This is a genomic window from Pseudomonas sp. TWR2-1-1 (genome assembly GCF_049897045.1).
Lineage (GTDB): Bacteria > Pseudomonadota > Gammaproteobacteria > Pseudomonadales > Pseudomonadaceae > Aquipseudomonas > Aquipseudomonas versuta.
In genome coordinates this window covers 123,875-143,114 of record NZ_JAFCVM010000008.1, presented here as the reverse complement: position 1 = coordinate 143,114, position 19,240 = coordinate 123,875, and the positions used below count along the sequence as shown (strand labels likewise).

The following is a 19,240-nucleotide window of genomic DNA, read 5'->3' as shown; positions in this document are numbered from 1 at the left end:
AAAGTCCTTGGTTAACGCACGAAGCCCGCAACCAATTGCGGGCTTGATGTTCTAGCTTTTAAGCGAGGCTAAATGCCCCGCTCCCACAGGTTATTGCGCCTGGTAGATCTGGTCGAACACGCCACCGTCATTGAAAAATTTCGGCTGCGCAGTTTTCCAGCCGCCGAAGTCTTTGTCGATAGTCACAAGATCCAGTTTCGGAAACTGCGCTGCGTATTTGGCCGCGACTTTTTCGTCACGGGGACGGTAGAAGTTCTTCGCGGCTATTTCTTGACCCGCCGGGCTGTACAGGTGCTCGAGGTACGCTTTGGCGATCTCGGCGTTGCCTTTTTTGTCTGCGTTTTTGTCGACTACGGCCACTGGCGGTTCGGCCAGAATCGACAATGACGGTACGACGATGTCGAATTTGTCGGCGCCGCCGTCTTCTTTCAGGGCCAGGAAGGCTTCGTTTTCCCACGCCAACAGCACGTCACCCTGACCGTTGTTGACGAACGTGATGGTCGAGCCGCGTGCGCCGGTATCCAGAACCGGTACGTGCTTGAACAGTGTTTTGAGGTATTGCTTGGCTTTTTCCTCGTCGCCACCGTTGGCTTTAAGGCCATACGCGTAGGCAGCCAGGAAGTTCCAGCGTGCGCCGCCGCTGGTTTTAGGGTTTGGGGTAATCACCGAAACGCCGTCTTTGGTCAGGTCGTTCCAGTCCTTGATCCCTTTAGGGTTGCCCTTGCGCACCAGGAACACGATGGTCGAGGTGTACGGGGTGCTGGCGTCCGGCAGGCGGGTTTGCCAGTTTTCCGGTAGCGAGCCCTTGTTGAGTTTGGCGATTTCGTCGATGTCACCGGCCAGGGCCAGGGTTACGACGTCAGCGCGCAGGCCGTCGATTACGCCACGTGCCTGTTTGCCCGAGCCACCGTGGGATTGTTGGATTTTGACGTTGTCGCCAGGATGGGCGGCTTTCCAGAAATTGGTGAATTCAGCGTTGTAATCCTGGTACAGCTCACGGGTCGGGTCGTAGGAAACGTTGAGCAGTTCGTAATCTTTGGCTACAGCGGAGCCAGCAAAAATGGCACTGGCCAGCGCGGCCAAAGCGTAACGGCGTAGGGACATAGGTGAGGCTCCAAAGCTTACATTTTTAGTTTTTATAAACGCACTCAGGCGAGTGCGCGTCTAACGATTCAGTTATTTTTCTGACCGGGGTTCTGCAAACGGAATTTCTCTTTACGTTCGATTTGAACCACTTGAGCGTTGTGCACCGTGATTTCCACAGCACCAAAGCGCAGGTCTCGAAGCGCGCTCTGGATTTCCCGCAGAATGGTGGCTTCGTCCTGACCGTCAACGCTACGCAGAGATGCGCTCATGGTGTGCTCCTGAAAGATGGAATGCCGATAGGGATGTTGGCGTGAGGGCAATAGTAGTGAGGCGGGGATATTCTTAAAAATACTATTTAAGAATGCTTATATAACTGAAAAGTCATTTCCCCCGGAATGCCCCAAATAATTGCAGGCGCGAGCAGGTGGGTTCTTGCAGAGACTGGATTTGCCCGGGCGCAAATGGCGACCCGGACTACACTCCCAGAGCCTCGCCTGCGCGTCGACGCGGGGCAGGTGCGACACGCTGCTTTATAAAGGTGGGAACTATCACTGGACAGCCAGCGAGAGTGCGATCACCTTAGAGCCGAAGTCGTCTTTTCCTGCATAGTCTGGAGTCCTTATGTCGTTTACCCCTGAGTTGGTTGCCGAACTGGAAGTCCTCGCACAATTTAGTCTGGACAGTTCCCAGGAGGGTTTGAAAGTCCATCAAACCGCGGATAAAACGCTGGTTGCCGCTGCCAAGCGTCTTCATGAAAAAGATCTGATTACTCAGCCCGATGGTGGCTACCTCACGAGCCTGGGACGTGATGCAGTTGAAAATGTGCAAACACTGTTGACGATTCTGACCACCAAGCCTTTTGTAGCCGTACCCATAGCAGAACTTGCCTGAAGCCACGCCGCGCCCTCGGGATCAGGAAGATTCATGATTCCGCGGGCACACTGCTAACCCGCGTAAAAAATCTGACGTCAATAAACGTATTCGCCTAAGCCTTTCTTCTGGCTGGCTGTAAACTCCCTTCTTGTGCTCCCCCTCCTCTTTCTCACCTAGCGAGCCGGTTCGAGTGTGAAATGACGCGCCATCCTGAAATGCATTACGCCGTCTATGAGGGAGTCGACCGACAGACTCTCAATCGATTGCGTGGGCGATTCATGGCCGTCAATCAAGGACGGCTGGCACGTGCGATGGAGGGTCTGGCACCTCGTCAGCAGTCTTTATTAAGCCTGTTGCCACTGTTCTTTCACGTGAACCACCCATTGATGCCCGGCTATGTGACGGATTGCACCCCCGCCGGAGTGTCAGGCTATGAGCCCGATGTATCCACGCTCGCCATTGCACGGCATCTGGTTGGCGATTTCTCTTTCAAGCCCTGTTCACAACAACCACAGTCCATTCACGGGCTATTTTTGATGGGCAGCCTGGGCACACTGGCCCAAACCGATCAAAGCGATATGGATGTCTGGATTTGTCATGATCCGTATCTGGGCGAGCCTGCGTTGCAGGCATTGCGCAGTAAATGCCGCCGCCTGGAGTTGTGGGCGGCGAGCCAGGGCAGCGAAGCGCACTTCTATTTGATCGACGCGCAACGATTTGCCCGGGGTGAACGTGATGTTCAGCTGTACCCGGGCAATAGCTGCACGACGCAGCACAATTTGTTGCTCGATGAGTTTTATCGCACCGCCATCTGGCTAGCAGGGCGCACGCCGCTGTGGTGGTGGGTGCCGGTCAATGAAGAAGCCCGGCACGATGAATTTGCCCGTGCGTTGTTAAATAAAGGCTTGATAGGTGCCGGCGAGGTCATTGATCTGGGGCACCTGGCGCACATTCCGTCCGGCGAATTTCTGGGCGCCGGGCTATGGCAATTGTTCAAGGGTATTGATTCGCCCTACAAGTCGCTGCTCAAACTGTTGCTGATTGAGGTGTATGCCAGCGAGCACCCGCAAGTGCACTGCCTGAGCCTGGGGTTCAAGCAAGCGGTGTACGCCGATCAGTTGAATCTCGATGAGCTGGACCCTTATGTCGTGGTGTACCGGCGCATCGAACATTACCTGAAAGCCTGTGGTGACCTGCGCCGCCTGGAGCTGGTGCGGCGCAGTCTGTACCTGAAGGTTAATTGCAACCTTACTGGCAGCGCCGCTCAGCGGGGGGTGCCGTGGCAGCGCCAGTTGCTTGAGCGCCTGACTAAAGAGTGGGGCTGGGATGAGTGCCTGTTGGCGTCGCTCGACAATCGCTCGCAGTGGCAGGTCGAGCAGGCCTGCCATGAGCGTCTGGCGCTGGCTCGAGAACTGAGTGTCAGTTATCGGTTTCTGAGCCGCTTCGCCTGTATTGAGCAAGCAGCCGTGATGTAACGCAGCAGGGTAGCGCCGCCAGGCCTAGCGCCACCCAACGTTGTATCAGGATGCTTAAGCGTTAAAGTCGGCAGGGGCTTTTGGCTGGTATTCCACTTCGAGCAGTTCGAGCTTGAGGGTTTTGCCACCCGGCGCCGGCCAGTTTATGTGCTGACCCACTTGTAGCCCCAGCAGAGCGCTGCCGACGGGGGCCAGAATCGAAATTTTGCCTTCGTCAGCGTTGGCGTCCTTGGGGTAAACCAGGGTCAGTCGGTAATCCTTGCCACTGCTTTCTTCGCGGCAATGCACACGCGAGTTCATGGTCACAACACCTGCAGGCACTTCTTCGTGGCCGACGATGGTTTCGGCGCGATCGAGTTCAGCTTGCAAAGCCTCAATGCCAGGCGTTGTATCCGGCAGGCTGTCGATGAGTTGCTCAAGACGTTGAACGTCCAGGCGGGTGAGGATGAGTGGGGTTGGGGTGCTCATGACCTGGCAGACTCCTTTTTTCTGCACAAAAAAGCAAAACCCCGCCGGAAAATGGCGGGGTTTTGACGAACCTCGTTAGTGCGAGGCGAACCCCGACACTACCACAGCAAAATAAATACACAAGCCAGCGACAACGATGCGGATCAGTGGCCTGGCATGCGGCGTTGCCGGGCCTGTTCGCAAATTACCCTACGCCGCTGGTCGTCTGCCGAGCGCCACTCGCGAATATCTTCAACGTGACGAAAGCAGCCCAGACAAACTTTGTGTTCATCCAGCCGGCAAGTGCTGATACATGGAGACGGCACTGCCGGACTGATATTGCTGTACAGGGGTTTAGCGGGTTTAGCGGGTTTAGCAGGAGCAGTCACAATCAGATCTCTTCAAATTCCAGCTCGGCGCCTGCGTGTTCCTTTGTCAGGCGCTGGACCATTTCGCTGAGTAACTCGTCGCTTTTATCGCACTTCCACGAACTGCGCTTTTCATCGTAGTCAAAGTGGAATCCGCCATTGGGAGCGGCGAGCCAGAGCTGAAGCGCGGGTGCCTGGCGGCTGAAGATCAGGGCTTTGCCATTCTCAAACTTGACCGTCAGGATTCCGGCGGAATTTTCTACATCTACGTCCAGATCACAGTCGCCGAAGATGTCTTCCAGATTTTCCTGGGTGGCATCGACCAGATCGTGAAAACGGGCTTCAGTCAAACTCATGGTGGAACCTCGTAATGTCTAGTCATGCTCGGAACTCGCAAGATACGGGCGCTCCAGGCCGATTGCAAACCCTAAGACAGTGCCTGGCCAGCGACCACTGATTATCCGCACAGGCGCCCCTGCTCGAGCTGTCTGCTGCATAGGCAAGCTGGTAGGTGCTCGGTATACTCGGGCGCAATTAATGCTTTTCAAAGGATTTCGCCATGAAGCGCCTGATCTCTTCTATTGCTGCGCTCGTCGCGGTCGCCTGCCTTGTTTCTGCCTGTGGTCAAAAAGGTCCGCTGTATCTGCCCGATGACAGTCAAAACCCCGCCGACCAGGCGAAATCGTCGCAATCGCAAGCGCACAAGCACCAATAAGGGAACACCATGGACGCTTTTAACTATCGGGACGGCGAGCTGTTCGCCGAAGGTGTTGCGCTGACGGCCATTGCCGAGCGCTTTGGCACTCCGACCTACGTTTATTCCCGGGCGCACATCGAGGCGCAATACAACGCTTTTGCCGATGCACTGGACGGCATGCCGCACCTGGTGTGCTTTGCGGTCAAGGCCAACTCCAACCTGGGTGTGCTCAATGTCCTGGCGCGTCTGGGCGCCGGTTTCGACATCGTGTCCCGTGGTGAGCTTGAGCGTGTACTGGCCGCTGGCGGCTCGGCAGACAAGATCGTGTTTTCCGGTGTCGGCAAGACCCGCGACGACATGCGTCGCGCCCTCGAAGTGGGCGTTCACTGTTTCAACGTCGAATCCACCGACGAGCTGGAGCGCCTGCAAGTGGTGGCCGCCGAGCTGGGCGTTCGTGCGCCGATTTCGCTGCGGGTCAACCCGGACGTCGATGCGGGCACGCACCCGTATATCTCCACGGGCCTCAAGGAAAACAAGTTCGGCATCGCCATTGCCGATGCCGAAGATGTGTACATCCGTGCCGCCCAGTTGCCGAACCTCGAAGTGGTGGGTGTCGATTGCCATATCGGTTCGCAACTGACCACCCTCGAACCTTTCATCGATGCCCTCGACCGCCTGCTGGCGCTGGTTGATCGCCTGGGCGATTGCGGCATCTATCTGCGTCACATCGACCTCGGTGGTGGCCTGGGCGTGCGTTACCGCGATGAAGAGCCGCCGCTGGCCGGTGATTACATCAAGGCCGTGCGCGAGCGCATCGACGGTCGTGACCTGGCGCTGGTATTTGAGCCGGGCCGGTTTATTGTGGCCAACGCGGGCGTGCTCTTGACTCAGGTTGAGTACCTCAAGCACACCGAGCACAAAGACTTTGCCATCGTCGATGCGGCCATGAACGACCTGATTCGCCCGGCGCTGTACCAGGCCTGGATGGACGTGACAGCGGTTCGCCCGCGTGACACTCAGGCCCGTGCTTACGACATCGTGGGGCCGATCTGCGAAACCGGCGACTTCCTGGCCAAAGATCGCCAGCTGGCGTTGGCCGAGGGTGATTTGCTGGCGGTGCATTCAGCCGGCGCATACGGTTTTGTAATGAGCTCGAACTACAACACCCGTGGTCGCGCCGCCGAGATTCTGGTGGATGGTGATCAGGCGTTTGAAGTTCGCCGCCGCGAGACTGTAGCCGAGTTGTTTGCCGGCGAAAGCCTGCTGCCGGAGTAATCCCATGTTGCTGCGTTTTACTAAAATGCACGGCCTGGGCAATGACTTCATGGTTCTCGACCTGGTCAGCCAGCACGCGCATATTTTGCCCAAGCATGCCAAGCAATGGGGTGACCGGCACACCGGCGTCGGTTTCGATCAACTGTTGCTAGTTGAAGCACCCAGCAATCCGGAGGTGGACTTCCGCTATCGGATCTTCAACGCCGACGGCTCCGAAGTTGAGCAGTGCGGCAACGGTGCGCGCTGCTTCGCGCGCTTTGTGCTCGACAAGCGTTTGACCACCAAGCGCCAGTTCAAGGTCGAAACCAAAGGCGGCATCATCGAACTGAATGTGCGCAGCGATGGGCAGATCAGTGTTGACATGGGCCCACCGCGGCTGGTCCCGGAAGAGATTCCGTTCATTGCTGACGCCCAGGCGTTGAGCTACGAACTGGATGTCGACGGCCAGCGTGTTGACGTGGCAGCCGTCTCGATGGGCAACCCGCATGCGGTGCTGCGCGTCGACGATATCAATGCTGCACCGGTGCATGAACTGGGGCCAAAAATTGAACATCACCCGCGCTTTCCGGCGCGGGTCAATGTCGGCTTTTTGCACGTGATAGATCGCCAGCGCGGGCAACTGCGGGTCTGGGAGCGTGGTGCCGGGGAAACCCAGGCCTGCGGTACCGGTGCCTGTGCCGCGGCCGTAGCGGCGATCAGTCAGGGCTGGATGGACTCGCCGTTGATTCTGGATTTGCCCGGCGGACGCCTGTCCATCGAGTGGGCAGGTCCAGGCCATTCGGTGATCATGACCGGCCCGGCGATGCGTGTTTACGAAGGACAAGTCCGTTTATGAGTGAGCGCAAACGATGACCGACAAGCCACAGACTTCAGATCTCGAACTGCCTGCTCAAACCCCGGAGGCGGCGACGGTTGCAACCTATCTGCAAGCCCACCCGGACTTCTTCAGCCAGCGTGAGGAGTTGCTGCTCTCGCTGCGTATTCCTCACCAGCGCGGCGATACGATTTCGCTGGTAGAGCGTCAGTTGGAGCTGTTGCGTGGCCGTAATATCGAGATGCGTCATCGTTTGTCGCAGTTAATGGACGTCGCCCGCGACAATGACCGGCTGTTCGAAAAAACCCGTCGGCTGAACCTTGCGTTGATGGATGCCACCAGCCTTGAAGAGCTGGTGATTGCAGTCGAAGACAGCTTGCGTCAGGACTTTCAGGTGCCCTTCGTCAGCCTGGTGCTGTTTGGCGACAACCCCATGCCCGTTGGCCGTTGGGTCAGCAGCGCAGATGCTCAGCGTGCCCTGGGCGGCCTGCTGACTGAAGGCAAAGCCGTCAGTGGCAGCTTGCGCGAACACGAGCTGGACTTCTTGTTTGGCGAAGAACAGCGCAAACAGATTGGTTCGACCGCCCTGGTGGCGCTCAATCATCTGGGGTTGCATGGCGTGCTGGCTATCGCCAGCCGCGATCCGCAGCACTACAAAAGTTCGGTAGGCACGCTGTTTCTGAGCTATATCGCTGAAGTATTGGGCCGGGTATTGCCGCGCTTTACCAACGCCCTGCGTTCGGTACGTTAGTCATGGAGCGACAACTGGATGCTTACTGCACTCACCTGCGCAGTGAGCGTCAGGTGTCGCCCCATACGCTTGAAGCCTACCGCCGTGACCTGAACAAGGTGCTGGCGTTTTGCAGCAAAGAATCAATTGCCACCTGGACCGCGCTGGATATCCAGCGCCTGCGCCAGTTGGTGTCGCGCCTGCATCAGCAAGGCCAGTCTTCACGCAGCATTGCCCGCTTGTTGTCGGCCGTGCGCGGGCTGTATCACTATCTGAATCGCGAAGGCCTGTGCGATCACGACCCGGCCAATGGCCTGGCGCCACCTAAAGGTGAGCGTCGCCTGCCCAAAACCCTCGACACCGACCGCGCTCTGCAATTACTTGAGGGCGGGGTTGAAGAGGATTTTTTGGCCCTGCGCGATCAGGCCATCCTGGAGCTTTTTTATTCGTCGGGGCTGCGCCTGTCAGAACTGACCGGGCTCAACCTGGATCAGCTCGACATGGCAGACGGTCTGGTAGAAGTACTCGGCAAGGGCAGCAAGACCCGCGTGCTGCCGGTGGGCAAAAAGGCCCGTGAAGCTTTGCAGGCGTGGCTGGCACTACGGGCGCTGGCCAACCCGGAGGATGATGCGGTGTTCGTCAGTCAGCGCGGCAGACGTCTTGGACCGCGTGCCATCCAGTTGCGGGTCAAGGCCGCCGGCGAGCGCGAATTGGGACAAAACCTGCATCCGCACATGTTGCGTCACTCATTTGCCAGCCATTTGCTGGAATCCTCTCAGGACTTGCGCGCCGTGCAAGAGTTGCTCGGGCATGCCGACATCAAAACCACTCAAATCTATACCCATCTGGATTTCCAGCATCTGGCAACGGTCTATGACAGCGCCCATCCCCGGGCCAAACGCAGTAAGGGCAGTGAATGACGATTGAGTTGATTACCTTCGACCTCGACGACACCCTGTGGGATACCGCGCCGGTGATTGTCAGTGCTGAAACCGTGTTGCGCGAATGGCTGATTGCCAATGCACCAAAAGTGGGCGCGCTGGATGCTTCGGCATTTCAGGCGCTACGCCAGCAGGTGTTGAACGACGAGCCGCAATTGCGCCACCGGATCAGTGCACTGCGCCGGCGGGTGTTATTCCATGCCCTGCAGGGCGCCGGTTACATGAATGCTGCAACGCTGGCTGACGAGGCGTTTGAGGTGTTCATCGACGCTCGGCATGCCCTGCAGCTGTTCCCGCAGGCAGAGCCGGCACTGATCGCACTGGCCCTGGATTACGACCTGGGCGTGGTGACCAATGGCAACGCCGATGTGCGGCGCATCGGCCTGGGGCATCACTTCAAGTTTGTGCTGTGCGCCGAAGATATCGGTATTGCCAAGCCGGATGCGCGCCTGTTCCACGAGGCATTGGTGCGTGGAGGCAATATCTCGCCTGCGGCGGCTGTGCATGTGGGCGATCACCCGGGTGATGATATTGCCGGAGCCCAGCAGGCGGGCATGCGCGCGATCTGGTTCAACCCGGGTGGCAAGCATTGGGAGGGCGACAAGGCGCCGGATGCCGAGATCGGCTGCTTGAGCGAGTTGCCGGCCGTGTTGAAACACTTATAACCCTGCGTGTCGTAACTCGTTTTGTAGCCGCTGACGAGGCACGGATGCCACCCACAAAAAAACCCGCAGCGACGGCGGGTTTTTTCTTCAAGTCGAGAACCAATCCTTAGATAGGACGGCTGCCGTACTTGTTGTCAGGCTTCTTGGGTGGGTCTGCCACCACGTTGGCCTCAACTTCCTGCACCTTGCCACCTTTGGACAAAAACTCTTCCATGGCGCGGGCCAGAGCATCACGCTCTTTGTTTTTGGCTTCTACACTCGGCAGGTCATCAACCGACACTGCAGCCTTGGATTTGCCTTTGGCTGCAGGAACCGGGACATCATCGCCACCATCGTCGTCTGCAACGTCTTCGGCTGCCGCTTCCAGGCCTTCCTCGGTTTCGTCCTCGTCACCTACTTCGAGGTCATCATTTTCCAGATCGTCGTCGCTCATGTTCTACCCCATGACTTACTTAAAGCAGATTAGTTATATAGACCAGATGCGACAAATGTCGACCGCCGCCGGTGAAAAAGTAGCCTTGGGTAAACCTCAGCTCACGCCTCGTCACTGATTAAAATGATGAGGACTTTACGAGCACAGCAACAATTGCGGCACTCGCCCAAATAAACACCTTGCCGTATGCCCGGTGCCAGTTGATCCGCGGTGTTGGCTGGATTAACCGGCAGCCCGGCCCTGGGGCCTTGAAAGCGTCTGGAGGTCATCCTCGCCTTCGTCTTGCCAGGACACAGTTCTGTGCCCTTCGGCGCGCATTCTAGCGCGATGGAAAAAAAAGCAAAGCAGCTAATAGTCGAGTTTTGATGTAAGTGATCATCCTACAAATAATTGCTGAACTGATCTCAGGACATGGGAGCAGAAAAAGTCACCCGGTTGCTGTGAGTCGCGCCACACTCCAGACAAAAAAATACCCGGCAAGCCGGGTATTTTTCTAACCGCTGGTTACAGGTTGTAGCCCCGCTCGTTGTGCTGTGCCAGGTCCAGGCCAACAGCCTCTTCCTCATCAGCCACTCGCAGGCCCATCACGGCATCCAGCACTTTGAGAATGACGAAGGTCACAATCGCGGTGTAGATCACGGTGAAGGCAACGCCTTTGCACTGAATCCAGACTTGAGCGGCGATATCTGTCACGGTGCCGAAACCACCCAGTGCCGGAGCCGCGAACACACCGGTAAGAATGGCGCCGACGATGCCGCCGATACCGTGTACGCCGAATGCATCCAGCGAATCGTCATAGCCCAGTTTGCGCTTGAGGCTGGTGGCGCAGAAGAAACAGATCACGCCCGCAGACAAGCCAATCACGATCGAGCCCATCGGGCCAACGGTGCCAGCAGCCGGGGTGATGGCAACCAGACCGGCTACCACGCCCGAGGCGATCCCCAGTGCGCTTGGCTTGCCATGGGTGACCCACTCGGCAAACATCCAGCCCAGCGCTGCTGCAGCGGTTGCAATCTGGGTGACCAGCATCGCCATGCCGGCGGTGCCGTTGGCGGCTGCTGCCGAGCCTGCGTTAAAGCCGAACCAGCCGATCCACAGCATCGCGGCGCCCACCAGGGTGTAACCCAGGTTGTGCGGAGCCATCGGGGTGCTCGGGTAGCCTTTGCGTTTGCCGAGCACAATGCACGCAACCAAGCCTGCAATACCGGCGTTGATATGCACCACGGTACCGCCTGCGAAATCGAGTACGCCCCAGTCCCACAGCAGGCCGCCGTTACCGCTCCACACCATGTGGGCAATGGGTGCATAGACCAGGGTGAACCACACGCCCATGAAAATCAGCATGGCCGAGAACTTCATGCGCTCAGCAAAGGCGCCGACGATCAGAGCCGGAGTGATGATGGCAAAGGTCATCTGGAAGGTGATGAACACGGCTTCCGGGAACAGTGCGGTCGATGACGTCAGGCTGGCCGGTGTCACGCCCGCCAGGAACGCTTTGGAAAACCCGCCGATGAACGAGTTGAAGTTAGTGACGCCCTGCTCCATGCCAGTGGTATCGAACGTGATGCTGTAGCCATAAATGACCCACAGAATGCTGATCAGACCGGTGATGGCGAAGCACTGCATCATGACTGAAAGAATATTTTTGGAGCGCACCATACCGCCGTAAAACAGCGCCAGGCCGGGGATGGTCATAAACAGCACCAAAGCCGTTGCAGTCAGCATCCAGGCGGTGTCGCCGGAATTGAGGACTGGAGCAGCTACTTCGTCTGCCGCCATGGCCAGGCCAGGCATTACGACGGACAGCAGGGCTCCGAGCCCTGCGATTTTACGCAGAGTCATAGTGTTTTCTCCTGGGGCGTTGGGGTATGGCGGCTTAGATTGCGTCGGTATCGGTTTCGCCGGTACGGATGCGAATAGCCTGTTCCAGATTGACCACAAAAATCTTGCCGTCACCGATCTTGCCGGTGTTGGCAGCCTTGGTTATCGCCTCGATAACCCGGTCAAGATCTTTGTCGTCGATGGCGACATCAATCTTCACCTTTGGCAGAAAATCGACCACATATTCCGCGCCGCGATACAGCTCGGTGTGACCTTTCTGCCGGCCGAAGCCTTTGACTTCAGTAACGGTAATGCCCTGCACGCCGATCTCAGACAGCGATTCGCGCACGTCGTCTAACTTGAACGGCTTGATAATGGCGGTGACTAGCTTCATGAAACTTCTCCCGAAATGGTGGACTTGCCCCAGGAAAACAAACCCGGCTCAAGTCTAAGCGCAGTGTCTGGCTTTGTAACGCATCGTCAGCCTTCTTCAGGTTGCTCAACGTGTATCAGTCGCCGGTGACGAAAGCTTCCCCTGAACCACCTGCCGCACTGCCTTAGTGATAGCTACTGCATCAGTGCCTGAGTCACAGGCAACTAAGCAGAAACCTTGCCATGTCTCGAAATGCCTGTAATTACAGGTGCTTATTGATAGTTGATGGCTTTTTGCCGGATGGAGTAGATATTTTATGCACGTAAACGGTGCGTGCCCTGGGTGCGGGATGCCCGAAAGCGTGCGCAGGGCGTTGAAGAGGGAGCCCCGGCCCTGCGTGATACACTCGCCACCACCCGTTTTTCAGGACCTTACCCATGCTCGCGCCCAAAGACCTCCTCGATGCCCTGAGTGGCCAGGCTTCCCGTTTGTTCAGCGGCGAGACCGCGCTGCCGCGCAATGAAATCGAAAGCCAGTTCAAAGCCTTGCTGCAGAGTGGCTTCAGCAAGCTGGACCTGGTGAGCCGCGAGGAATTCGACAGTCAAATGGTCGTTCTGGCCCGTACCCGCGCCCGTCTCGAAAGCCTCGAAGCCAAAGTGGCCGAACTGGAAGCCAAATTGCTGCCGCCCACCGAGTAACGCTCAAAGGCGGTGCGTTTACCCCTATGCACAAGGACGTTTTTTTTATGTTGGTGATGAATCGGCTGGTTCCCGAGATGATTGTCTCGGACCTTGCCCGCAGCTTGCGTTTTTACTGCGAGGTGCTTGGCTTTCGGATCGAGTATCAAAGGCCTGAACATCACTTTGCGTTTTTGTCATTTCACGGCAGTCAGCTGATGCTGGAGCAGGACGACCTTGAAGAGTCGTCCTGGCGCGTCGGGCCACTGGAGGCGCCGTTTGGAAGAGGCATGAACCTGTCGATCAAATGCCCCGACGTCCAGGGGCTGGTCGCCCGTTTCGAAACCGCAGGGCACATATTGCGCAAACCCCTTGAAGAGCGCTGGTACCGCAGCAACGACGTGCTGTTCGGTGAGCGCAACTGTTTGCTGCTCGACCCCGACGGTTACCTGCTGCGCTTTGCCGAAGACCTGGGAACAAAAGCACTGTAACCGGGCGGATCGCTGAGCAATCCTCTAGCGCCTCGTGCCCCGTCAGCGGCTTCTGACTGCGCCAACACATCCGGTATCCATTCGCGCCCTGACGCTAACGCCCTATTGCCGCAGGATGCGGTTTTTGCGAGCTCAAGGAGTGAGTCATGTCGCTGGCCATCGTTTACAGCCGTGCTCAAACAGGCGTCGAGGCGCCGGCCGTCACGGTCGAAGCGCATCTGGCCAATGGATTGCCGGCCCTGACGCTGGTCGGGCTGCCCGAAACCGCGGTCAGGGAAAGCAAGGACCGGGTACGCAGCGCGATTCTTAATTCCGGGTTTGATTTCCCGGCGCGGCGTATCACGCTCAATCTGGCGCCCGCCGACCTGCCCAAGGACGGCGGGCGCTTTGACCTGGCCATTGCCCTGGGCATCCTGGCCGCCAGCGGGCAAATTCCCGCTGCGGTGCTGACGCACGTTGAGTGTCTGGGGGAGCTGGCCTTGTCGGGCGCCATCAGGTCGGTTCAGGGCGTGTTGCCTGCTGCCTTGGCTGCACGGGCGGCGGGCCGGGCGCTGGTGGTGCCACTGGCCAATGCAGAGGAAGCCTGTCTGGCCTCCGGGCTGACGGTGATCGCGGTTGAGCACTTGTTACAGGCAGTGGCACATTTCGCAGGTCGTATGGTGATTGAGCCTTATGCCGCCAGCGGCTTGTTGCGCGTAAACATGCCTTATCCGGACTTGAGCGATGTACAAGGCCAGCTCTCGGCTAAACGGGCGTTATTGATCGCCGCCGCAGGCAGCCACAATTTATTGTTCACCGGGCCGCCCGGCACCGGCAAAACCCTGCTGGCCAGTCGTCTCCCGGGTTTATTGCCGCCACTCAACGAGCAAGAGGCGCTGGAGGTGGCGGCCATCCAGTCGGTAGCCAGCCATGTGCCCTTGAGTTGTTGGCCGCAGCGCCCGTTTCGTCAGCCGCACCATTCGGCTTCTGGCCCGGCACTGGTGGGCGGTGGCTCTAAACCGCAGCCAGGGGAGATTACTCTGGCCCACCACGGGGTGCTGTTTCTCGATGAGTTGCCCGAGTTCGACCGCAAAGTGCTGGAGGTGCTCAGAGAGCCGATGGAGTCGGGTTTTATCGTGATCGCCCGGGCCCGTGATCGAATGCGCTTTCCGGCGCGCTTCCAGCTGGTTGCCGCGATGAACCCCTGCCCCTGTGGATATCTGGGCGAGGCCACGGGCCGTTGTCGCTGCACCCCGGAGCAAATTCAGCGGTACCGCAACAAACTCTCCGGCCCCTTGCTTGATCGCATCGACCTGCATCTGACAGTGGCCCGGGAAACCACCTCACTCAACCCCGCGCTTGCCTGTGGCGCCAGCACTGCCAGCGCCGCTGCTTCAGTGGCTGGTGCCCGTGAACGGCAGTTGCAGCGTCAGGGGTGTGCCAATGCCTTTCTGGATCTTCCCGGTGTGCGTACTCAGTGCAGGTTGAGTGACGTGGATAGCACCTGGCTGGAGACCGCCTGTGAGCGCATGACCTTGTCCCTGCGGGCCGCCCACCGGTTGCTGAAAGTGGCGCGCACACTGGCGGATCTGGAGCAAGCGCAGTGCATAGAGCGCAAGCACCTGGCAGAGGCGTTGCAGTATCGGCCGGTCAGTGGGTAGCGGGCTTCACGCCATTCGCTTGACCAGTGGCAGTTCCATGGCAGCCACTTCGTGTTGCAGAAAGTCGCTAAGGCGCTTCAACCGTTCGCCGCCGGGTCGGGTTTTTGGCCAGACCAGGTAGTAGTTTTCGCCACTGGCCACAGCGGTCCGAAAGGGCAGGCTTAAACGGTTTTGAGCGACGTCTTCGGCGACCATCAGCAGGTCGCCCATCGAGATGCCGTAGCCGCGGGCGGCGGCGATCATGCCCAGCTCCAGGGTGTCGAAGACTTGCCCGCCCTTGAGTGACACTTGCCCGCTCAGGCCCATGCAGTCGAGCCAGCGGCGCCAGTCGCGACGGTCGGGCGTCGGGTGCAGCAGCTCGGTGCCTGCCAGCCGCCTGGCATCCCATGGCTGGTCGTCCTGCAAATTGGGGGCGCCGACTGGAATCAGCATCTCCGGGAACAGCAGCGTGGCCTCCCAATCGGGTGGAAAGTGGCCATTGCCCAGAAGCACTGCGCAGTCGAACGGTTCCTGATTGAAGTCAACGTGATCGATGTCCATCCACGCACTGGTCAGTTGCACTTCGTTGCCCGGCTGCAACTGGCGAAAACGACTCAGGCGGGCCAGCAGCCAGCGCATGGTCAGGGTCGAGGGTGCCTTCATGCGCAAGATGTCATCTTCGGCGCGCAAGGTAATACAGGCCCGCTCCAGTGCACTGAAACCTTCGCGAACACCGGGCAACAGCAGGCGCGCGGATTCAGTGAGTTGCAGGTTGCGACCGCTGCGCTGGAACAAGCGGCAGGCAAAATGCTCTTCGAGGGTTTTGATATGCCGGCTCACCGCACTTTGGGTAATCGACAGCTCTTCGCCCGCCCGGGTGAACGAACTATGACGGGCTGCGGCTTCAAAGGCGCGCAAGGCATAAAGCGGAGGAAGACTACGAGACATGGGCGCATATTCCGGGGCTGGAGTGGAGCAAGTCCTGATATCAGGCAGCTGCATGAGTTTTAATCATGCCATTGATCGTTTTTATCCCTTTGCTTAAAACACTCAGCGCACCGAGAATCAAGCCTTTCAATGCACCTTAAGAAATCCAGACGATGATCAAAAAGCATCCTGCACGTATCGAACTCCGGGCCATCTTGCGGCTGGCAGGGCCGCTGATTGCTTCGCAGTTGGCTCACATGCTGATGGTGCTTACCGACACGCTGATGATGGCCCGCCTGAGCCCGGAGGCTTTGGCGGGCGGGAGCCTGGGGGCGGCGAGCTACTCCTTTGTGTCGATTTTCTGCATTGGCGTGATTGCCGCCGTGGGTACCCTGGTATCGATTCGCCAGGGGGGCGGCGACATTGAAGGCGCGACCCGTCTGACCCAGGCCGGATTGTGGCTGGCCTGGGCGCTGGCGCTGGGCGGCGCGTTGATGCTGTGGAATATCAAGCCGTTGCTGTTGCTGTTTGGTCAGACGCCGACCAACGTTGAAGCCGCCGGCCAGTTTTTGCTGCTGCTGCCGTTTGCCCTGCCGGGCTATATGACGTTTATGGCATTGCGCGGATTTACCAGCGCCATGGGGCGCGCCACGCCGGTAATGGTGATCAGCCTGATCGGCACCGTCGCCAATTTCCTGCTCAATTACGCGCTGATTACCGGCATGTTCGGCCTGCCCCGGTTGGGCCTGACGGGCATCGGTCTGGTTACTGCGATCGTGGCGACCTGCATGGCCGCGGGTCTGGCCTGGCATATTCATCGGCATCCGGCCTACGACGCGTATCCGATTCGCAATGGCCTGTCGCGGATTAATCTGACCTACCTGCGTGAACTGTGGCGCCTGGGCCTGCCGATTGGCGGGACCTACGCTGTGGAGGTCGGGTTGTTTGCCTTTGCAGCACTGTGCATGGGCACCATGGGCAGCACTCAACTGGCAGCCCACCAGATTGCCCTGCAAATTGTGTCCGCGGCGTTCATGGTCCCGGCCGGGTTGTCTTATGCAATCACCATGCGTATCGGTCAGCATTATGGCGGTGGCGATTTGCTCCGTGCGCGCTTGGCGGGCCGGGTCGGGATCGGCTGCGGCGCGGTGATCATGCTCGGTTTTTCAGTGGTGTTCTGGTTCTGGCCGAGCCAGTTGATTGGTCTGTTTCTGGATTACAACGATCCGGCGTTCCGCCCGGTGTTCGAGCTGGCGATCAGCCTGCTGGCGGTCGCGGCATGGTTTGAGCTGTTCGATGGGGTGCAAACCATTGCGATGGGCGCTATCCGCGGGCTCAAGGATGCCAGAACCACCTTCCTTGTCGGCCTGTTTTGCTACTGGGCCATTGGTGCGCCGATGGCCTGGCTGCTGGCATTCACGTTTGGCTGGGGCCCGACTGGCGTGTGGTGGGGCCTGGCATTGGGCCTGGCTTGTTCGTCGGTAAGCCTGACGCTGGCGTTCGAGTGGAAGATGCGGCGCATGTTAAAGCGTGAGAGCAAGGTGTCGAAAATGGCCGAGATGGCATGTTGAACCTGCAGAAGCGAGCGTGTCTGTAGGAGCGAGCTTGCTCGCGTGCAAGCTCGCTCCTACAGGTGAAGGCTAGATAACCTGCGGCATCTTTTGCTGCTCGCCCAGGGTTAAAAATTCCACCAGATCTGCCAGCGGCAGCGGCCTGCTGATGAAGTAGCCCTGTACCTGATCACAGCCAAAATCGCGCAGTAATGACAGTTGCTCAGGGGTTTCGACGCCTTCGGCAACCACTTCCAGTTTCAGGTTGTGGGCCAGATTGATCATCGCGTGGACCAGCTTGCGGTTCTCTTCACGGTCTTCCATACCGCCTACAAAGCTTTTGTCGATTTTCAGCAGCGCAATCGGCAGGCTGTTTAGGTGCACGAACGATGAGAACCCGGTGCCGAAGTCGTCCAGCGAGAAGCGTACCCCCAGCCTTCCCAGAGCATCCATGGTCTGTTTCACCAGGTCACTGCGGCGCATGACCGCCGTTTCGGTCAGTTCGAATTCCAGCCACTGGGCTTCAACCCCGCGCTCGGTGATCAGCCGACTGAGCGTCGACAGCAGCTGGCTGTCCTGGAATTGCCGGAACGACAGGTTGACCGCCATGTGCAGCGCCTGCAGGCCGCGTTCGCGCAAGGCCTGCATATCGCGCAGGGCCCGGGAAATCACCCAGTAACCCAGCGGCACGATCAGTCCGCTTTGCTCGGCCAATGGCACGAATTCGTTGGGTGCGAGCAAGCCGCGCTCGGTGTGGCGCCAGCGTACCAGTGCTTCGAGCCCGACAATGTTGCCCGTACCCAGATCCAGGCGCGGCTGGTAGTGCAGTTCCAGTTCGTCACGGCGCAACGCCCGGCGCAGCTCGCTTTCGAGGTCGGCCAGGCTGCGGGCACTACGATTGATGCGCTCGTCGAACACGTGGAAGGTGCAGCCCTGGGTGCTTTTGGCCTGCTGCATGGCGATGTGTGCGTGCCACATTAATGGATCGGCCCCGGCGTTGGCCCGCGCATGGGCAATGCCAAGGCTGCAACCGATCAGCAAGCTTTCACCGTCGATCCAGTAGGGCTCGCCCATGACTTCGGTGATACGTTCGGCGATCCATTCGGCCCGCTCGGGTGCGCGGCGGGTGTCGATCAGCAGGGCAAATTCATCGCTGCCCAGCCTGGCAATCTGATCGCCAGCTTCGAGCTGGCTTTTGAGGCGTGCCACGACTTGCAGGATCAGACGGTCACCGGCCTGATGCCCGAGGGCATCGTTAGCGTGACGAAAATTGTCGAGGTCCAGGTGCCCGAGGGCAATGCCGCGCCCGTCACTTTCGGCCAGTCGCACTGCCAGCAGGGTCTGGAACCCCTGTCGGTTGGCGATGCCGGTTAGCGGGTCTTCTTCGGCCAGCCGCAACAAGGTGTGCTCAAGCACACCGCGTTCGCGCACATGGCGCAAACAGCGTCGCAGAACATCGGTGTTCAGGCTTGCCCTGATCAACCAGTCGCTGACCCCTTGGGGCGCAGCCTCTGGCTCGCTGTCCAGCAACAAAATGGTGGACAGGCGGCATCGACCCGGCGCGGGCTGCAGCGCCGGGGTGGTCAGCAGCAGCGCATTGCGGTCGTTTTCGAACAGGTAGCTGACAGACTCCCAGCCCGGCGCGCATATCAGTACGACCGTATTTCCCATGGGCGCCAGACACTCGCGTACTAGCGCAGCCCAAGAGGGCTCCTCGGCCAGTAACAGCAAACGCAAGGGTTCAACATGCTTAGACAAGCTAGCTCCCTAGACTCTGCATAAATTCAGGCGATGGGCATTATGACGTGCCATTGGCACATGGCAAATGATACCTGTTCTCAAATGCGCGAGGTCGGTACATACCAAACGGTAGACCAAAACACTTGGGTATCCTGCGGCAAAGTAACAAAAGCGGCAAATTTAGATAGAGTGCCACGTCACACTGTCGCACAGAGGCAGCAATATCTGCTCAGCCTGT

The 19,240-nt window shown here is 58.7% G+C and carries 21 protein-coding genes and 1 pseudogene; 12 read left to right on the top strand and 10 right to left on the bottom strand.

All coding sequences use genetic code 11. The features are described 5' to 3' along the window. Positions 1–90 precede the first annotated feature (90 nt). Both ACP7BO_RS19755 and oscA read right to left on the bottom strand, forming a co-directional pair. The gene (locus ACP7BO_RS19755) at positions 91–1,104 is read right to left on the bottom strand and encodes a sulfate ABC transporter substrate-binding protein (RefSeq protein WP_397455348.1); all 1,014 of its coding nucleotides are present in this window, start codon (positions 1,102–1,104) and stop codon (positions 91–93) included. 68 nt (positions 1,105–1,172) lie between these two features. Continuing rightward, complete coding sequence (oscA, locus tag ACP7BO_RS19750) at positions 1,173–1,355, bottom strand: sulfur starvation response protein OscA (RefSeq protein ID WP_055104802.1); 183 nt, start codon at positions 1,353–1,355, stop codon at positions 1,173–1,175. A 352-nt stretch (positions 1,356–1,707) separates the two neighbouring features. Here oscA and ACP7BO_RS19745 point away from each other — a divergent pair, with 352 nt between their 5' ends. Then, complete coding sequence (locus ACP7BO_RS19745; protein WP_060696390.1) at positions 1,708–1,977, top strand: TIGR02647 family protein; 270 nt, start codon at positions 1,708–1,710, stop codon at positions 1,975–1,977. A gap of 179 nt (positions 1,978–2,156) precedes the next feature. Continuing rightward, a pseudogene (locus ACP7BO_RS19740) lies at positions 2,157–3,425 on the top strand (class I adenylate cyclase); the annotation flags it as partial. 63 nt (positions 3,426–3,488) lie between these two features. Here ACP7BO_RS19740 and rnk read toward each other — a convergent pair. From rnk to cyaY, 3 genes are all read right to left on the bottom strand, one after another. Further along, positions 3,489–3,902 carry a nucleoside diphosphate kinase regulator gene (rnk, locus tag ACP7BO_RS19735; RefSeq protein WP_073509940.1) on the bottom strand — a complete coding sequence of 138 codons (414 nt, stop codon included), beginning with the start codon at positions 3,900–3,902 and terminating at the stop codon, positions 3,489–3,491. A gap of 143 nt (positions 3,903–4,045) precedes the next feature. Further along, entirely contained in the window at positions 4,046–4,270 is a 225-nt protein-coding gene (locus tag ACP7BO_RS19730; protein WP_426212236.1) for a DUF1289 domain-containing protein, read from the bottom strand. Between the two features lie 2 nt (positions 4,271–4,272). Continuing rightward, the gene (gene cyaY / locus ACP7BO_RS19725) at positions 4,273–4,605 is read right to left on the bottom strand and encodes an iron donor protein CyaY (RefSeq protein ID WP_073509939.1); all 333 of its coding nucleotides are present in this window, start codon (positions 4,603–4,605) and stop codon (positions 4,273–4,275) included. Positions 4,606–4,808: 203 nt separating this feature from the next. Here cyaY and lptM point away from each other — a divergent pair, with 203 nt between their 5' ends. The 6 genes from lptM to ACP7BO_RS19695 are packed head-to-tail and all read left to right on the top strand — an operon-like array spanning position 4,809 to position 9,371. Next, the gene (gene lptM / locus ACP7BO_RS19720; protein ID WP_073509938.1) at positions 4,809–4,964 is read left to right on the top strand and encodes an LPS translocon maturation chaperone LptM; all 156 of its coding nucleotides are present in this window, start codon (positions 4,809–4,811) and stop codon (positions 4,962–4,964) included. Positions 4,965–4,973: 9 nt separating this feature from the next. Continuing rightward, positions 4,974–6,221, top strand: a complete 1,248-nt coding sequence (lysA, locus tag ACP7BO_RS19715) for a diaminopimelate decarboxylase (protein WP_060696393.1) — start codon at positions 4,974–4,976, stop codon at positions 6,219–6,221. 4 nt (positions 6,222–6,225) lie between these two features. Then, a complete protein-coding gene (gene dapF, locus ACP7BO_RS19710) occupies positions 6,226–7,056 on the top strand; it encodes a diaminopimelate epimerase (RefSeq protein WP_060696394.1) in 831 nt (276 codons plus the stop codon). Between the two features lie 13 nt (positions 7,057–7,069). Next, complete coding sequence (locus tag ACP7BO_RS19705) at positions 7,070–7,786, top strand: DUF484 family protein (RefSeq protein WP_397455350.1); 717 nt, start codon at positions 7,070–7,072, stop codon at positions 7,784–7,786. A 2-nt stretch (positions 7,787–7,788) separates the two neighbouring features. After that, complete coding sequence (gene xerC / locus ACP7BO_RS19700) at positions 7,789–8,685, top strand: tyrosine recombinase XerC (RefSeq protein WP_426212231.1); 897 nt, start codon at positions 7,789–7,791, stop codon at positions 8,683–8,685. Then, positions 8,682–9,371, top strand: a complete 690-nt coding sequence (locus ACP7BO_RS19695; RefSeq protein ID WP_397455353.1) for an HAD family hydrolase — start codon at positions 8,682–8,684, stop codon at positions 9,369–9,371. Before xerC ends, ACP7BO_RS19695 begins: the two co-directional genes overlap by 4 nt. A 106-nt stretch (positions 9,372–9,477) precedes the next feature. Here ACP7BO_RS19695 and sutA read toward each other — a convergent pair whose 3' ends face one another. The 3 genes from sutA to glnK form a co-directional block, all read right to left on the bottom strand. Next, the gene (gene sutA / locus ACP7BO_RS19690; RefSeq protein WP_060696398.1) at positions 9,478–9,804 is read right to left on the bottom strand and encodes a transcriptional regulator SutA; all 327 of its coding nucleotides are present in this window, start codon (positions 9,802–9,804) and stop codon (positions 9,478–9,480) included. 504 nt (positions 9,805–10,308) lie between these two features. Continuing rightward, positions 10,309–11,646 carry an ammonium transporter gene (locus tag ACP7BO_RS19685; protein ID WP_060696399.1) on the bottom strand — a complete coding sequence of 446 codons (1,338 nt, stop codon included), beginning with the start codon at positions 11,644–11,646 and terminating at the stop codon, positions 10,309–10,311. Between the two features lie 34 nt (positions 11,647–11,680). Next, complete coding sequence (gene glnK / locus ACP7BO_RS19680) at positions 11,681–12,019, bottom strand: P-II family nitrogen regulator (RefSeq protein ID WP_002555808.1); 339 nt, start codon at positions 12,017–12,019, stop codon at positions 11,681–11,683. A 416-nt stretch (positions 12,020–12,435) separates the two neighbouring features. Between glnK and ACP7BO_RS19675 the strand changes: the two genes are divergently transcribed. From ACP7BO_RS19675 to ACP7BO_RS19665, 3 genes are all read left to right on the top strand, one after another. Continuing rightward, positions 12,436–12,696: an accessory factor UbiK family protein gene (locus tag ACP7BO_RS19675; protein ID WP_426212227.1), complete on the top strand. Its 261-nt coding sequence runs from the start codon at positions 12,436–12,438 to the stop codon at positions 12,694–12,696. A gap of 47 nt (positions 12,697–12,743) precedes the next feature. Beyond that, entirely contained in the window at positions 12,744–13,166 is a 423-nt protein-coding gene (locus ACP7BO_RS19670) for a bleomycin resistance protein (RefSeq protein WP_426212225.1), read from the top strand. A gap of 146 nt (positions 13,167–13,312) precedes the next feature. Continuing rightward, positions 13,313–14,806 carry a YifB family Mg chelatase-like AAA ATPase gene (locus tag ACP7BO_RS19665; RefSeq protein WP_426212223.1) on the top strand — a complete coding sequence of 498 codons (1,494 nt, stop codon included), beginning with the start codon at positions 13,313–13,315 and terminating at the stop codon, positions 14,804–14,806. A gap of 6 nt (positions 14,807–14,812) precedes the next feature. On the opposite strand, the gene ACP7BO_RS19660 is transcribed toward ACP7BO_RS19665, so the two are convergent. Further along, positions 14,813–15,733 carry a LysR substrate-binding domain-containing protein gene (locus ACP7BO_RS19660; protein WP_397455358.1) on the bottom strand — a complete coding sequence of 307 codons (921 nt, stop codon included), beginning with the start codon at positions 15,731–15,733 and terminating at the stop codon, positions 14,813–14,815. Positions 15,734–15,885: 152 nt separating this feature from the next. Between ACP7BO_RS19660 and ACP7BO_RS19655 the strand changes: the two genes are divergently transcribed. Continuing rightward, entirely contained in the window at positions 15,886–17,283 is a 1,398-nt protein-coding gene (locus ACP7BO_RS19655) for a NorM family multidrug efflux MATE transporter (RefSeq protein ID WP_060696404.1), read from the top strand. Between the two features lie 69 nt (positions 17,284–17,352). On the opposite strand, the gene ACP7BO_RS19650 is transcribed toward ACP7BO_RS19655, so the two are convergent. Continuing rightward, positions 17,353–19,020 (bottom strand): putative bifunctional diguanylate cyclase/phosphodiesterase, encoded by a 1,668-nt coding sequence (locus tag ACP7BO_RS19650; RefSeq protein WP_426212220.1) that lies wholly within the window; start codon positions 19,018–19,020, stop codon positions 17,353–17,355. Positions 19,021–19,240 lie beyond the last annotated feature (220 nt).